This window comes from Vibrio sp. 10N.286.49.C3, assembly GCF_041469545.1.
Taxonomy (GTDB): Bacteria; Pseudomonadota; Gammaproteobacteria; order Enterobacterales; family Vibrionaceae; genus Vibrio; species Vibrio tasmaniensis_A.
This window is the reverse complement of record NZ_JBFRKT010000015.1, coordinates 1-15,408: the sequence shown is the minus strand read 5'-3', so window position 1 is coordinate 15,408 and position 15,408 is coordinate 1. Positions and strand designations below refer to the sequence as shown.

Annotated in this window: 12 protein-coding genes; 7 read left to right on the top strand and 5 right to left on the bottom strand. The window is 44.0% G+C overall.

Going from position 1 to position 15,408, the window contains the following annotated elements:
- Positions 1-9: 9 nt before the first annotated feature.
- Positions 10-477 carry a DM13 domain-containing protein gene (locus tag AB4180_RS07875; protein WP_017098691.1) on the top strand — a complete coding sequence of 156 codons (468 nt, stop codon included), beginning with the start codon at positions 10-12 and terminating at the stop codon, positions 475-477.
- A 211-nt stretch (positions 478-688) separates the two neighbouring features.
- On the top strand, positions 689-1,531 hold the full coding sequence (locus AB4180_RS07870; protein ID WP_102250261.1) for a mechanosensitive ion channel family protein: 843 nt from the start codon (positions 689-691) through the stop codon (positions 1,529-1,531).
- Between the two features lie 115 nt (positions 1,532-1,646).
- Here the strand turns inward: AB4180_RS07870 and AB4180_RS07865 are convergent, their stop codons facing one another.
- A complete protein-coding gene (locus tag AB4180_RS07865) occupies positions 1,647-2,090 on the bottom strand; it encodes a dCMP deaminase family protein (RefSeq protein ID WP_004731749.1) in 444 nt (147 codons plus the stop codon).
- Positions 2,091-2,349: 259 nt separating this feature from the next.
- Here AB4180_RS07865 and AB4180_RS07860 point away from each other — a divergent pair, with 259 nt between their 5' ends.
- The 3 genes from AB4180_RS07860 to AB4180_RS07850 all read left to right on the top strand — a co-directional run bounded on the left by AB4180_RS07860 (position 2,350) and on the right by AB4180_RS07850 (position 7,669).
- A complete protein-coding gene (locus AB4180_RS07860; RefSeq protein ID WP_029222826.1) occupies positions 2,350-3,486 on the top strand; it encodes an efflux RND transporter periplasmic adaptor subunit in 1,137 nt (378 codons plus the stop codon).
- A gap of 11 nt (positions 3,487-3,497) precedes the next feature.
- A complete protein-coding gene (locus AB4180_RS07855) occupies positions 3,498-6,650 on the top strand; it encodes an efflux RND transporter permease subunit (protein ID WP_012600990.1) in 3,153 nt (1,050 codons plus the stop codon).
- 332 nt (positions 6,651-6,982) lie between these two features.
- Positions 6,983-7,669, top strand: coding sequence for a MaoC family dehydratase (locus tag AB4180_RS07850; protein ID WP_009844790.1), 687 nt, complete (start codon positions 6,983-6,985; stop codon positions 7,667-7,669).
- Between the two features lie 232 nt (positions 7,670-7,901).
- Here AB4180_RS07850 and AB4180_RS07845 read toward each other — a convergent pair whose 3' ends face one another.
- Positions 7,902-8,717, bottom strand: a complete 816-nt coding sequence (locus AB4180_RS07845) for a phosphate ABC transporter substrate-binding protein (RefSeq protein WP_009844791.1) — start codon at positions 8,715-8,717, stop codon at positions 7,902-7,904.
- A 253-nt stretch (positions 8,718-8,970) separates the two neighbouring features.
- Here AB4180_RS07845 and AB4180_RS07840 point away from each other — a divergent pair, with 253 nt between their 5' ends.
- The gene (locus tag AB4180_RS07840; protein ID WP_012600988.1) at positions 8,971-9,333 is read left to right on the top strand and encodes a DUF3024 domain-containing protein; all 363 of its coding nucleotides are present in this window, start codon (positions 8,971-8,973) and stop codon (positions 9,331-9,333) included.
- Positions 9,334-9,591: 258 nt separating this feature from the next.
- On the opposite strand, the gene AB4180_RS07835 is transcribed toward AB4180_RS07840, so the two are convergent.
- Positions 9,592-10,398: an AraC family transcriptional regulator gene (locus tag AB4180_RS07835; RefSeq protein WP_017099793.1), complete on the bottom strand. Its 807-nt coding sequence runs from the start codon at positions 10,396-10,398 to the stop codon at positions 9,592-9,594.
- Between the two features lie 114 nt (positions 10,399-10,512).
- Positions 10,513-12,519 carry an exoribonuclease II gene (gene rnb, locus AB4180_RS07830; RefSeq protein WP_102250262.1) on the bottom strand — a complete coding sequence of 669 codons (2,007 nt, stop codon included), beginning with the start codon at positions 12,517-12,519 and terminating at the stop codon, positions 10,513-10,515.
- A gap of 309 nt (positions 12,520-12,828) precedes the next feature.
- On the opposite strand from rnb, the gene AB4180_RS07825 reads away from it, so the two are divergent.
- Complete coding sequence (locus tag AB4180_RS07825; protein WP_102250263.1) at positions 12,829-14,874, top strand: DEAD/DEAH box helicase; 2,046 nt, start codon at positions 12,829-12,831, stop codon at positions 14,872-14,874.
- A 289-nt stretch (positions 14,875-15,163) separates the two neighbouring features.
- On the opposite strand, the gene AB4180_RS07820 is transcribed toward AB4180_RS07825, so the two are convergent.
- Positions 15,164-15,408 (bottom strand): hypothetical protein (locus tag AB4180_RS07820; RefSeq protein ID WP_206747926.1); only part of this gene is annotated, 245 nt, incomplete at its 5' end.

Here is a 15,408-nt window from a genome sequence, read left to right as displayed (position 1 = left end):
GAGTACGCGATGAAAAAGTTAGTTTTACTTTGCACCCACTTAGCCGTGGGTGCTTTTGGTTTTGGGCTTGGTGTCTACGCACTACCTATCTTGATTGAGCCTGATTCTCCTTCCTCAAGTTCTGTTGAAGCGATCAGTCAGCAGGCGATCTATACAGGTGAGTTCACCAAAGACCGACAAGACAGTGACTTTTTGCATTGGGGAGAGGGCATCGTCTCTGTCTCTGAAAGTGCGATAGCTTTTGAAGGTGAATTGGCGCCGGGGCCGGATTATAAGGTTTACCTATCACCTAAGTTTATTGAAACCGAACAGGCATTCAATGACAGCAAGAGTGAGTTACTGAGAGTCGGAGATGTAAAAACATTCGACCGATTTATGGTTAACCTCCCAGAAGGTACTGATCTTAATCGATTTAATACGGTTGTGATTTGGTGTGAAACTTTTGGCCAATTTATTACTTCTGCCAAGATAAAATGATAGCCTTACTAGGGCGTGTTGATCTTTCGAACAAAATTTAACCGCGAAAGGTCAACTCGGCCTAATAGCTGATAAAAGCATGAAAAGGAGCGCTCTATTTTTGAGTGCTTTTTTATAATGCGTTTATTGGATTGAGTCAGTCGCTGTAAAGCTCATCGCTTTAATGATCGTCGTTATAAAGCTTAATTGTTGTAATACAAAGGAATAAATAATGGAAAAGATGTGTCAAGTAATAGATTTCTTACTCGCTAATAAGTTTATTTTTAGTGTGCTGATCATCTGCATTATATTAATAATCCGACGAATCACTTTGTCTCGAATCCGTGGTGATGTCGCTTTTCTTAGTGAAGACCAACGTAACTGGATGTCACGTACCAAAAACGGCACATTCGCGATTATTGTTGTGACGTTATTCGTGCTGTGGAAATCCGAAATCAGCGAATTTGCGCTGTCTGTTACTGCTATTGCGGTTGCGATAGTCGTGGCTTCAAAAGAGATCATTCTCTGTTTTACTGGCTCTATTCAGCGTGCGAGTTCTCGCTCATTTCGAATTGGTGATTGGATTGAAGTGGGCAAAATCAGCGGTGAGGTGATTGAGCACAACTTGATGGCGACTGTGATTCAAGAAATCGATTTGTATCATGGGCAATATCACTTCACTGGCAAGACTGCCACGCTGCCTAATAGCATGTTCTTCACTTATCCGGTAAAGAACCTCAACTTCATGAAGCGCTATGTTTATCATAACTTTTTTGTGACGGTGAAAGACTTTGTAAACCTATACCCTATGGTGCCGGGTCTTATCGTGAAAATTGAAGAGCATTGTGAAGAGTTTATCGATGTTGCCCGTCGTTACAATGGTGTGATCGAAAAGCACGCCGGTGTTGACCTTCCGGGTTCTGAGCCTCACATCCATATCACAAGCAGTTCGACAGGTGAGCAAGAAGTGCACTTTATGATCTTCTGTCCGACCGAAAAAGCGATTCATTTAGAGCAAGATATTCGTAAAGATTTCATGGAAGCTTACGCGTTGGCATTTCCCTCAAGTGACTAATACGATGCTGGAAGCTAACAAGTCCGAATAAAAAGAAAGCCGAGAGCGATAATATCGACTCTCGGCTTTTTTGTATTTGAGATCTAGACTTAGACCTGAGACCTAGCGTTAGAGATTAATCCAGGTCAGCGAGTGGCAACCAGTCTACTTCTACACCAGCTTGCTCAAACATATCTTGGCTTATCTTGATCTTATCTCCCCAACGAGAAAGGAAATCTTCACTTTGCTCTGGGCAATGTACCGCTGAAATTCCAGTTTGGATGATTTTTGCTGCACAGTTCGGACAAGGGAAGTGAGTGACCCAAACTTCACAACTGTCTAAATCACGTTTAGCAAACAAGATTGCATTTTCTTCAGCGTGAAGTGTCTTGAGGTATTTCATCTCGCGATCGTCAGTATCCGCACTATCAGACACGCCATGTGGGTAGCCATTAAAGCCAACTGAAACAATACGGTTGTGCTTAGTGATGACGGCGCCGACTTGAGTTGAAGGATCTTTACTCCAAGAACCGACCAATTCCGCCATTTGATAGAAACGTTTAGCCCATTTTGAAATCATGAGAATTCCTTAACAATTAAATGTGAATGCTTATCTGCCCGACAATACATGATGTTAGACAATATCCATAGAGAACAAAAGCTGAGAGGTTGATTTACTTAGAAATTGTAACGCGTTTGTAATTACTTTATAAGCACTTAGTTTCAATTAACATATTGATACACTTTGGTTCGTTATAATTGATATTCCTCGGACAATAGTAACGGGTGTGTTACGTAAATTTTATACTGTTCAAATACTAACAAGTGACGGTATAACTATGCGTAAAAAGTTGATCCTTACGGCTCTTGCAAGCTCTCTTATTCTTGCTGGATGTGGGCAAGATGCTCAAAATGCCAAGCAAGCGCCTCTACCTCTCGTAGCAGTACAGGATGTTAGCGTTGTTTCTCACCAGCAAAGTAAGTCGTACATCGGTCGTATTGAAGCCGTTGAAGACACGGCTATCACAGCGCAGGTTTCTGGCTATCTACAAAGCCGTCATTTCAATGAAGGTCAAATGGTCGAAAAGGGGCAATTACTGTACTCCATTGAACCCTCTTCATTTGAAGCTGAAGTAGCAAGCGCAAAAGCGTCTGTTGCTCAAGCGAACGCGAACCTTAAAAAAGCCGAGCTTGATTTTAACCGAGGTAAGAACCTTCTCCCTAAGGGGAGTATTTCTCAATCGGAATTTGATGCATTGACAGCAAACTTATTGGGTTCTCAGGCACAGCTTGAAGCAAGTCAAGCACAACTCAATGCAGCCAATGTCCAGCTTTCTCATACCAAAATTATTGCGCCTTTCTCTGGACGAATCAGTGACACCAAAGTGAGCACGGGTGATCTGGCTTCACCGTCTTCAGGTGTATTAACCACCTTGGTTAGCCTAGATCCAATCCATGCATCGTTCAGCATCAGTGAGCGTGAGCGTATTGAGCTGGGTATGGATCGTATCGAAGGCGACGGCAGCAGCGATTCTGCAGGTGTTGAAGTTCAGATCATGCTTGAGAATGGTGAAGCGTTCGAACATCTAGGTCAGCTTGATTTCTTGGGTAACCGTATCAACCTCAATACTGGTACGATCGCGATGCGCGCCATTGCTGATAACCCGAACCAGCAATTACTTCCAGGCCAACACGTTCGCGTTGATCTACGTGAAAAGCAATCTATTGATGTTGTGACTATTCCGCGTCGTGCAGTTCAAACCGACCTTGAAGGTGACTTTGTGATGGTTTTGGTTGAAGGCGAGAGTGCGCCTGTCGCTGAGCGTAGAAACATCGAGATGGGTAGACAAGTTGAAGGTGGTGTGATTGTTCACTCTGGACTAGAGAAGGATGACGCAGTTATCACTCAAGGCTTACAGCGTGTGCGTAATGGTATGTCTGTTCGCATTCAACCTACTGCTGAACAAGCTGAGTAAGGGGCTTATTTATGTTGAGTCGTTTCTTTATTCAAAGGCCTAAGTTTGCCCTTGTCATATCCATAATATTAACGCTGGCGGGTGCGATCTCTCTCGCTATCTTACCAGTGGCCGAATATCCAAAAATTAGCCCACCATCGGTCAGTGTGTCGGCATTCTACACGGGTGCGAGTGCTGAAGTGGTGGAACAGGCGATAGCCGACCCCATAGAGACATCGGTGAATGGCGTAGAAGATATGATCTACATGTCTTCTAAAAGTGCTAATGATGGTTCATACAACCTTAACGTGACCTTTGATGTCGGTACTGATGCTGATATGGCTCAGGTCAACGTTCAGAACCGCGTTGCTCAGATCGAATCGAAACTTCCACAAGAAGTAAGAATGGTGGGTGTAACGGTCAAGAAGCGTTCACCTGACCTATTGATGGTATTGAACTTCTACTCGCCGAACGGAGAGTACAATGACCAATTCCTTATCAACTACGTGAACTTGAACATTAAAGACCAATTGGCTCGTGTGAAGGGCATTAGTGAAGTTAACGTGTTGGGTGGTGGTGAATACGCGATGCGTGTTTGGTTAGATCCTGAAAAAATGGCTAACCTCAATATAACTACCTCTGATGTGAATCGCGCTTTGGCGGAGCAGAACGCTCAAGTCGCAGCTGGCCGTATTGGAGCTGCACCTTATAACAACGCGCAAGAAGTGCAATTCAACTTGGTAACAAAAGGCCGATTAGAAACGGCTGATGAGTTTGAAAATGTTGTGCTTCGTGCAAATCAAGACGGTTCAACGGTTTATTTAAAAGACGTTGCACGTGTTGAGCTAGGTAAAAAGTTCTACGATGGTAACGGTAAATACCGTGGTCAAGACGCTTCAATCGTAACGCTGTCACTTCAGTCAGACGCTAATGCGCTGGAAAGTGGTAAAGCAGTCATGGCGATGCTAGACAACCTAAGCAAAAATTTCCCTGAAGGCGTTGCTTACGAGGCGAGTTACGACACCACACTCTTTGTTGCTGAGTCGATTAAAGGCGTAGTTAAAACACTCATCGAAGCAATTTTGCTGGTTATCGCAGTAACGTACTTGTTCTTGGGCAGTGCCCGTGCAACCTTGATTCCTGTGGTTGCGATTCCGGTATCTTTGATTGGTACTTTTGCGATCATGCAGATGACCGGCTTTACCATTAATACAGTAACCCTGTTTGGTTTGATTTTGGCGATTGGTATCGTAGTAGATGATGCGATCTTGGTTATCGAGAACGTCGATACTACGATGGCCAAAGATCCTACCATTTCACCGCGAAAAGCAACGCTTATCGCAATGAAAGAAGTTACGGGGCCAATTGTTACCTCAACCTTGGTTCTGTTAGCGGTATTCATCCCAGTAGCGATGCTGCCAGGTATTACCGGCATTATGTATCGTCAGTTCGCTCTGACCATCTGTATTGCGGTTGTGATCTCTTCTATTAACGCTCTAACGCTGTCACCAGCATTGTGTTCATTGGTTCTTAAGCAGGGCGGTGGTAACACAGCACGTTGGTACCAAGCGTTTAACCGTGGTCTTGAATCTGTAACCAACAAATACGGTCAAATTGCAGGCTTCCTTGTGAAAAAGGGTGTTCTGCTGTTTACCTTCTTTGTTGTGGCACTAGCAGCGGTAACTTACTTTGCGAAAACCACGTCTACGGCTTTCGTACCTCAAGAAGATAAAGGCATCTTGCTGGTTAACGTGCAGCTTCCTGACGCGGCATCGCTGTCTCGTACAGAAGATGTGACAGAGCAGTTACTAGAGATGGTTGAGCAAGAGCCGGGCGTAGATGGTGTGACACTGGTTAACGGCTATGCATTCATGACGGGCGCTTCAGCTTCGAATGGTGCGTCGATGTTCATCAAGCTCCACGATTGGGACATGCGTAACGCACTGGACGGTCAACATTCAGCGCAAGCTATCTCACAACGTATTAATGGCCGAGCGGCAACAGAACTGCCTCAGGCGATTGTATTTGCAATGGGACCTCCAGCTGTACCGGGCATGGGTGCTGCGTCTGGTTTTGAGTTTGTTCTCGAAGATACATTAGGTCGTAGCCGCACTGATCTAGCGATGGTCATGAATGACGTGATTGCTGAGGCAAACAAACAGCCTGAGATTTCACATACCTTCAGTACCTTCCGCGCTAATGTACCTCACTACTATGTCGATATTGATCGTGAGAAAGCGCAACAACTTGGTATTCCGCTGTCGGAAATATTCCAAACGCTACAAGGCAATCTTGGATCAATGTACGTGAATGACTTTACCATGTTTGGTAAGAATTTCCGTGTCACCATGCAAGCAGACAGTGAACACCGTAGCAGCATGGATGACCTACAACGATTCCACGTGCGTTCGTCTAATGGCGAGATGATCCCGTTAAGCACATTGGTGACTTACGATCAGATCTTTGAACCAGACGTAGCATGGCGTTACAACATGTACCGCAGTGCGGTGATTCAAGGCCAACCAGCACCGGGTTACTCAAGCGGTGATGCGATTGCTGCAATGGAACGTGTCGCAGCTGACGTGCTGCCTCAAGGCTACCAGTACGAATGGACAGGCATGGCTTATCAAGAAGTATTGGCAGGCAACCAAGCGATCTTTGCTTTTGCACTGGCTCTGATCTTCATCTATCTGTTCATGGTGGCGCAGTACGAGAGTTGGACAATCCCTATAGCGATTATCTTAGTGGTACCGGTTGCAACCTTAGGTTCTTTCTTGGCGCTGAACCTGACAGGCACACCGCTGAATCTCTATGCACAAATTGGTTTGGTTCTCTTGATAGCTTTGGCCGCGAAGAACGCAATCTTGATTGTTGAATTCGCAAAGGTTGAGCGTGAAGAGAAAGACGCACCGATTGAAGATGCGGCGGTGAAGGGCGGTACGCTGCGTTTTCGTGCTGTGAACATGACGTCTTGGTCATTCATTTTAGGTATATTCCCGCTTATCTTCGCTGCGGGTGCTGGTCACGTGAGTCAAAACTCATTGGGTATTTCTCTGATTGGTGGCCTGCTATGTGTGTTGTTAGCGGGTACGTTCCTAATCCCTGGCTTCTATGCATTCGTGCAACGTAAGCGTGAGAAGGCACACGGTGGCAATACCAAGTTGATTCCACTGGACGATGAATAGGGAAGTTAGTGTCTTGTAGGATGAGCCCTTTACAAGGTTTCTCCTTGGTAATTGATTTCTTGTAAAAACGAAGGCTTAGCATTGTGCTAAGCCTTTTTTATTCCACTTGTGAATAAAGAATCTGTTTATATAATGAAATGTTTATTATAAGGTAGAGTTAATACTCCAATTAAAGCTCTCCAATAAAATGGTGTTTTATTTTTAGGTTGTTGTTTTTGTTGGATATATAAGTGTTTGGCTAACACTTGTATGCTCGAAAGTATTTGCACAATAGTGTGAAGTGTTTCAAAATTACCAAGTTATATTGAAATATTTTGTGCATTGAGGTTCTTATGAAAGTCATTGATTTATTTAAACACCGAGGCGACAGCGTGTCTTCGCAACACTCAGAGTTTATGCAATGGATGTCTCCAGCTCTTAGAGATTACTGGGGAGACTTTCTGAATCGCACGCAAAATAGTCATTTCTTTGCGTGGGTTCGTGATCACCACAAACCTGCTGTCAATGAAGATGCGCCAGAGATGCCTGTTGAACCACAGATCGTACTTAAGCCAGAAGCACAACTTGTATTTGATGAGCTTGAACAGCAGATCGGTGAAGTGATCCATACTGGTGATTGGATCAATGTAAGCCAAGACAGAATCAACCAGTTTGGCCTCGTTACTGAAGATATGCAGTGGATTCATACAGAGCCTTCTAAGGCTGAAACAGATTCTCCGTTCAAAACAACCATTGCACATGGTTTTCTGACTTTGTCTCTGCTTCCTCGACTGACAGACAGTGTTGATCCTGACAAATCTCAATTCCCAACGGCGAAGATGGTTGTAAACATTGGTCTTAACCAAGTACGTTTCCCATACCCTGTAAAATCGGGCAGTAACGTTCGCGCTAAAAGTACGCTAACAAAAGTAACGCCAATTAAGAAAGGCCTAGAGATTGAACGCGAAATCCGCGTAGAGATCGAAGGCATCCGTCGTCCTGGTGCTGTGATTGTTTCGGTGATTCAACTTCACTTCTAGAGCTTTTTTATAAGTAGAATTGCTTTTAGCGAAGATTATAGATTCAAAAAAAGAGAGAGCTTAAGGCTCTCTCTTTTTGTTTTTGTCTATCAAGGCGATATCATCAGCATCCTAACAACATCACAAAAGTCGTTATCTTACTTGATACGCGTGTAGTTACTTAATGTGTTTGTAGCTACTTAATGCGTTTGTAGCTACTTAATGCGTTTGTAGCTACTTAATGCGTTTATAGTTACTTGATGCGCGTGTAACCGTACTCTTCGATAAGATCTTGCCCTTGTTTTGACTTCACGAACTTAATGAAATCTTTGCTCTCGTCAGAAACTGATTCAGTTTTGTGCAGCAATAAGAATGGGCGAGCCAATTCATAACTGTGGTTGGCGATGTTCTTAGATGTCGGCTCAACTCCTTCAAATGTGATTGCTTTGATCGAACGGTCGATAGAGCCAACAGAGATGAATCCAATCGCATGTGGGTTATGGTTAACAATCGTTTTTACCATGCTGTTGCTGTTTACAACCAAGTTATTTGGGTTGATGTCAGACACTAGACGGTCGTTAATGATTTTAGTCAAACCAAGTAAGCTCTCGAAGCTGTAACGTGAACCCGAAGAAGCTTCACGAGTTACAACTGCGATAGGTTGATCCGCACCACCTATGGCTTTCCAGTTTGTGATTTTTCCTTTGTAGATATCGAATAGCTGTTCACGTGTAACGTTGCTTACACCGTTTGAACGGTTAGTCACGACGGCTAGGCCGTCAAAGGCAATTGGAAATACCTTCAATTTTTCGCCCTGTTCGCGGTCAGTTAAGTAACGTGAGCTCATACCAATATCAGCGACACCTTTATTGACCATGGTAATACCCGCTGTAGAACCGATGCCTTGAACCGCAATATAGTTATCAGGGTGAGTCTTGTTGTACTCCTCAGCCAATACATCCATCACACGTGATACGGAAGTGGAGCCCGAAATATTGGTTTCTTGTGCAAAAGCAGCGTGAGAAGACAGGGCTAAGGATAAAAGAGAGGCAAGCGCGACTCGTAACATAAACAACTCCTAGTTAATAACATTTGCCGGCTATGATAGGTCGGTTATATGACAATTTTGTGAAATTCTATCCGCTCAATGTGTCGCTATTAGCTTGATGAGTGAAAGCGAGTTAGGTTTACAAAAGCAGGATTCGTTTCTGGGAGCAGGACGGGTATTTTGTTTGCGCTAGTTCGCTAAAATGTTGGTTGAGTCCTAAGCTAAACAAAGGAATTCACTACTTAGAAGTTTCTATGAAGTTACAAGGGGTGTTATGTCCGTCATTCATATCGAACTGAATCGTCTTTTAATTGGAGCTGAGAAGCTCTGTACATCTCGAAATCGCAGTTTACCTGTCGAGCTAGGCAAATCCCTTTATGAAGAGTGTGAGGGTGGTGTGCTGTTTTCTCAGGCTCATTATCTGCTCGACTCATCTCATAGCGATTACACAAATGAGATCGCCTGCGTTAGTTTTGATGAGTCACTGTCATGTTGGTTGGTAATGGTGCCGCTAGAAGGTGATGTAGAAACCGATTCAGTAAATTGGGGGCCTTATCCTTACTTACCTCAATCGAAGGATCTTGATGCTATTTTGTCTGAAATAGAAAAAGACCCTAAATCGTACTTCTGGTCGTGATTATTCTGTTGAGATGTTTGCGAGGGGCTTGATACCTAAAACGAACAACTTTTTTTTAACTCACCACATTACAACCTATCTGAGTCACTAAAAACAGTCTACGTTAATAAAGCTTATCTGCGTCAGTAAAACGATCTATGTTACTAAAACTATCTGCATCACTATAAATGATGGATGTCACTTCAAATTATGCCAATAAGATTGCGTAGTTATACCAATCACAGTGAGTAAGTGATCAGTGATTTACTACGATTGGTATTAATAAGATTGTGAAACCAAAGACCGGAAATCTTTTGGTGTTTTACCGTGATAGGTTTTAAAGGCGGTACTAAAATGCGCCGCACTTTTAAACCCGGATTCATAAGCAATTTGAGTAATCGATTTGTTCGATGTTCTTAGTTGTGTGGCTGCGTGGGCGATTCGCTTTATCTTTAAGAGGTTTGAAAACGAAAGGTCTTCCGCCGATAAACGGCGTTTAAGTGTGGCTGGTGACATCCCCATATAGCTGGCTAGGGTATCGAGTGAGATATTATTTTCTATATTCTGTTCAATGTAATGGATGACCTTTTGTGTCACCGTCAATCTAGAAATTCGGCTAATAATCGCTAATAGTTCCGGATACTGCTCAACCATTAAAGACAGCAAACCTAAGCCTAGTTGGGTGAGTGCGTAATCATTCTGAGTCGATGAATTGGCCAGAGACATGATGAGCTCTTTCAATTGGCATATTTCGGTATCCGTTTGATTGAACTTAATGTACTTATCTGGAGTTTGAGTGGATTCTAAATCACTGAACTGATTTATGAACTTTTGGAAAATTGCCAAATCAAAATCTAAGCAAATCGCACTAAACTCACCATTTTCAGTGTCGACCGTGATGTCTTTAATCTGACCAGAATTGTAAAGCGTGAAATCTCCCGCTTTTAACGAGGCTTGGGTGCCATTGGGCAGCATAAAAGATATGCTTCCTTTCGATACCATAAAAATACCGTTTTTAGAGGCGGGGTAGCGTTCGCGTTTCCTGGGAATAAAGTTTCTGAATTGAGTGACCGTGATTGATGGCATAGTGAACTTCTTTGGCGTTGTAGATTAATTGCTTTTTTAAGTATTGTTTAAGCATGAGACATTTACAAAAAAGGCGCTAATAATTAGCGCCTTTAGAAGTAAACCTATTAGAAATTAGGCTTCGGTTTCATTTGTCGTTTCAGGCTCGCTAGGCAAGTCCGCAAAAACTTGTGTAGGTTTTGCTACCAAGTTACGGTTTTCCTGATTAACTTCTGAGAGAACTACTTCTAAAACGTCTCCCAGTTTGTATACCATTTCTTTATCGATAGATACAGTACCCATATCACCGTTGCACTCTATTCTCTCTTTATTATCAAGAATGAGAGAGCCAGGGATAAACGCCGCTGCACCATTGTCAAGTAGGCGTACACGCATACCTGCGCGGTTAATATCGAAAATCTCTGCTTGGAAACGAGTTTCTTCAACTGGAGCGTTCGCTAGAGTACGAGCATACAACCAATCGCCAACGTTACGTTCAGCCATACCGTGGTGACGGCGGTGCAGGGCAAGTTCATCACCAATGGTTTCGTCTGGTGTTTGAATTGGCGCTTTACCTAGGATGTGTGCTTTAAGCATGCGGTGGTTAATCATGTCACCGTATTTACGAATTGGAGAAGTCCAAGTTGCGTAAATGTCTAATCCCATTGCGTAGTGCGGCGCAGGTTCATTGCTGATCTCGCTGTATGCTTGGAATTTACGAATACGGTTGTCGTAGTAGCTGTTGTCTAAAGAACCTAACCAACGACGCAGAGTGGAAAAACCTTCTAGAGAAACGATCTGCTCTTCAGTGAACGGTGTTTCGGCTTCTGGGTTAACCAGCTCCAGAACGTCTGCTACTTTCTCAGCTTTAAAACCAGAGTGACAGTTAAAGACACCTTGGTTAAAGCTTTCTTTTAATACTCGACCTGCACAGATGTTCGCGCTGATCATCGACTCTTCAACCAACTTGTTTGCGCTACGACGCATGTCCGCGTGGATAGCGACAACATCGTTGTCTTCGCTTAGTTCAAAGCGGTAATCAGGGCGATCTGGGAACACAACCGCATTTGCAGAACGCCACGCTGAACGTGCTTGAGCAAATTGGTGAAGGTCAGAAACAATCGCAGCAATCTCTTCTGACGGTTGCCATTTCTCTGATGCACCTGTTTCTAGCCAGTCTGATACGTGGTCGTAAGCAAGACGAGCGTGAGATTTGATGTTTGCAGCGAAGAAGTTAATGTCATCACCGATAACACCATCTTTAGATACCGTTACTGTGCAGCAAAGTGCCGGGCGAACTTCGTTCTCTATGAGTGAACATAAGTTGTCAGCTAGATCGCGAGGCAACATTGGGATGTTACGACCAGGCAGGTAAATAGTGAAACCACGCTCGCGAGCCACTTTATCCATTGCATCATCTGGAGAGATGTAAGCGGTAGGATCAGCAATTGCGATAGTCAGTTCAAAATCACCGTTCTCTTTCTTCTTAGCGTAAAGCGCATCGTCCATATCTTTTGTGCTTTCGCCATCGATAGTCACAAAAGGGACGTGAGTCATGTCTACACGTTCAAGATCAGCGTCGTCTTTGATCTGCCAGTCGTCGATGCCTTCAGGTTCGCTGTTTGGTAGGTCATTTTGCGCTAGCGTTACCCACCAAGGCGCGATTTTGTCGTCAGCGTCTGTGATTTTCTCAGAGATTTGAGCCAAGAAGCCGTTGTCACCTTTTAACGGGTGTTGAACGATATGAGCAACAACCCAGTCGCCTTCTTTAAGCGTTTCAGGGTTCAAGCCCTTCTTTGCTTTCGCTTTAAGCTGCAGTTTTTTCAGTTGCGGGTGATCTGGAACAACGTTCAATCGACCTTTGAAAAGCTTAACTCGTGCAATAAAGCGAGTAAGACCCTGTTCAATCAACTCCTCTGGCTCTGCAACTTCGCGCTCTTTCTCTGTGCGAATGATGGCAATCACCTTGTCACCGTGCACACATTTTTTCATGTACGGCGGTGGGATGAAGAAGCTAGTTTTGCTATCGACTTCGAGAAAACCAAACCCTTTTTCAGTGGCTTTGATCGTACCTTCCTTTTTAGGGAGGGTTTCTTGGATTTGCTGTTTGAGTTGAGCGAGTAGAGGATTATCTTGAAACATTTTGACTTTTATCTATCGAGGACAATTGAGCACACTATAATCATTGCGAGGCTTGATTACTACTTAAAGGCGAAGTGAGCGTTAATTAATTGCCCTCTTATTTAACTAGGTCAATTTGCTAGAAGTTTGGTGCTGTGACGAGATATTCATCAAGTTTTGACGATATGATAGCCAGTGTTGATGTGAAACCGAAAAATATGTGATGTATTTCAATTTTTTCTGGCTTTTTTTATGCATTTAAGGAATAATCCGCCTCCCTTAGACGTCCCTAATGGCTTGAAGTGTTTTATTACTGCTTCGTAACTCTGAATGGAATCAGTATCTGATTGGATCAGTATTGGAATTGATAGAGCTCCCGGGACCTTTTGTTTACTTATATTTAGTGGGATCCCAATGTCCGAATCTGTAATTCAATTTAATGAATTAGCCCTAAACGAAAACATTCTTTCAGCTCTTGATAGCATGGGTTTCGTTTCTCCGACTCCAATCCAAGCAGCAGCTATTCCTCTTCTTCTTGAAGGCCGTGACGCACTAGGTAAAGCACAGACTGGTACTGGTAAAACAGCAGCATTCTCTCTGCCTTTACTTAACAAAATCAACCTGAACCAACATAAACCACAAGCAATCATCATGGCTCCTACTCGTGAGCTAGCGATTCAAGTTGCTGCGGAAATCAAAAACCTAGGCCGTGATATCAAAGGTCTTAAAGTTCTTGAAATCTACGGTGGCGCTTCAATTGTTGACCAAATGCGCGCTCTAAGCCGCGGTGCTCACATTGTTGTTGGTACTCCAGGTCGTGTTAAAGACTTACTAACTCGTGACCGTCTACACCTAGATGAAGCACATACATTTGTTCTTGATGAAGCAGATGAAATGCTAAAAATGGGCTTCGTAGATGACGTTACTTGGATCCTAGAGCAAGCTCCAGAATCTGCACAACGTGTACTTTTCTCTGCGACTATGCCTCCAATGGTTAAGACTATTGTTGACCGTTACCTACGTAACCCGGCTAAAGTTGACGTTGCTGGTACTAACCACACAGTTGACAAAGTAGCGCAGAACTACTGGGTTGTTAAAGGCGTAGAAAAAGACGAAGCAATGTCTCGTCTTCTTGAAACTGAAGAAACTGACGCGTCAATCGTATTCGTACGTACTCGTCAAGACACTGAGCGTCTAGCTGATTGGCTATCTGCACGTGGCTTCAAAGCTGCTGCACTGCACGGTGATATTCCTCAGTCTCTACGTGAGCGCACTGTTGATCACATCAAACAAGGTGTTATCGATATCCTAGTTGCAACTGACGTTGTAGCACGTGGTCTTGATGTTCCACGTATCACTCACGTATTTAACTACGACATCCCATTCGATGTTGAATCTTACATCCACCGTATTGGCCGTACTGGTCGTGCTGGACGTAAAGGTAAAGCGATCCTACTAGTTCGCACTAACCAAATCCGTATGCTTCGCACAATCGAGCGTGTAACTAAGTCTCAAATGGAAGAAATCCAACTTCCACAACGTGACGAAGTTGCTGCTGCACGTGTTGCTAAGCTTGGTGCTGAGCTTGAAACTGAGAAAGAGAGCAAAGCTCTAGAAAACTTCGCAGGTTTAATCTCTACACTACAAGAATCTCTAGAAGTTGATGCTGCTACTCTAGCTGCAATGCTTCTTAAGCGTCAGCAAGGTAAGAGCCCTCTATTCTACGTTGGCGAAGACCCAATGATCGCTGCTATTGAGCGTGATAAGAACCGTCGCAAAGAGCGTCGTGAAGACCGTGACAATGGTCGTGGCGATCGTAACTTCAATACGCAAGATTGGGATACGTACCAACTACAAGTTGGCCGTGAGCAAGGCGTTCAGGTTAAAGACATCGTTGGCGCACTAGCAAACGAACTTGGCCTAACTAAAGGTTCTATCGGTGCTATCAAGCTAGACCAAGGTTCTACTTACGTTCAACTGCCAAAAGCAATGAACTCTGAAACTGCTGGTAAGCTAAGCAAACTTCGTATTCGTCAAAAAGAAGCTGGCGCTGTAGTTGTTGATTTCAACGACTTCCGTGAGCCTCGTCGTGGCGGCGGTCGTGATGGCGGTCGTGGCGGTCGTGATGGCGGCGGCTACCGTGGTAACCGTGAAGGCGGTAATCGCGAAGGCGGCAATGGCGGTCGTGGTGGCTACCGTGGCAACCGTGACGGCGCACGTGATGGTAACTCAGCTGGCGGCCGTGATGGCGAGCGTCGTTTCGACCGTAACCGTGGTGGCGATCACCGTGGTAACCACCGTGGCGAACGTGGCCATGGCAACGCAGCAGGCAATGGCGGCAACCGCGGTCGTCGTCCAGAGCGCAACGAAGGTTAATCAACCTTTAGTTTTAAGTGAAACTTACAAGCCAAGTGCTTATAGGTGAATAGCTTAAATAGCGAATTTAAAAGCCGAGCTTAGTGCTCGGCTTTTTTGTGCCTGCTATTTGAACTTAAGCTTTGGTTAGTTCTATATATTCGGCAGCTTACTTCAACTAAACGTCGTCCCTATATCTAATGTTAGCGCCTAAACTTAGCTGTATCGCGTTCTAATTCTATATTGAAATAACGTGCTACAAGATACTAAAACAATGAGTGAAGGCCATCTAAGCGACGTTACAGTTCATTTATTCGTAGAGTTGTACTCGAATGCAATTAAAAGAAGATCGGATTTCGTCGTTCACTATTCCCAACTCTTGTGATCTTTTTGATGCAAACATTGAGCAATTGAGCAATTGAGCAATTGAGAAATCGAGCAAAAAGTTATCGGCAATGATAAGCAGAGAAAAGGGAAGGGGGCTAGGCGGATTACGTGCATTGGTTCGATTCACTCTAGTTAACTTAATCGAGTAGAAATTAGGGCGTGTTGATC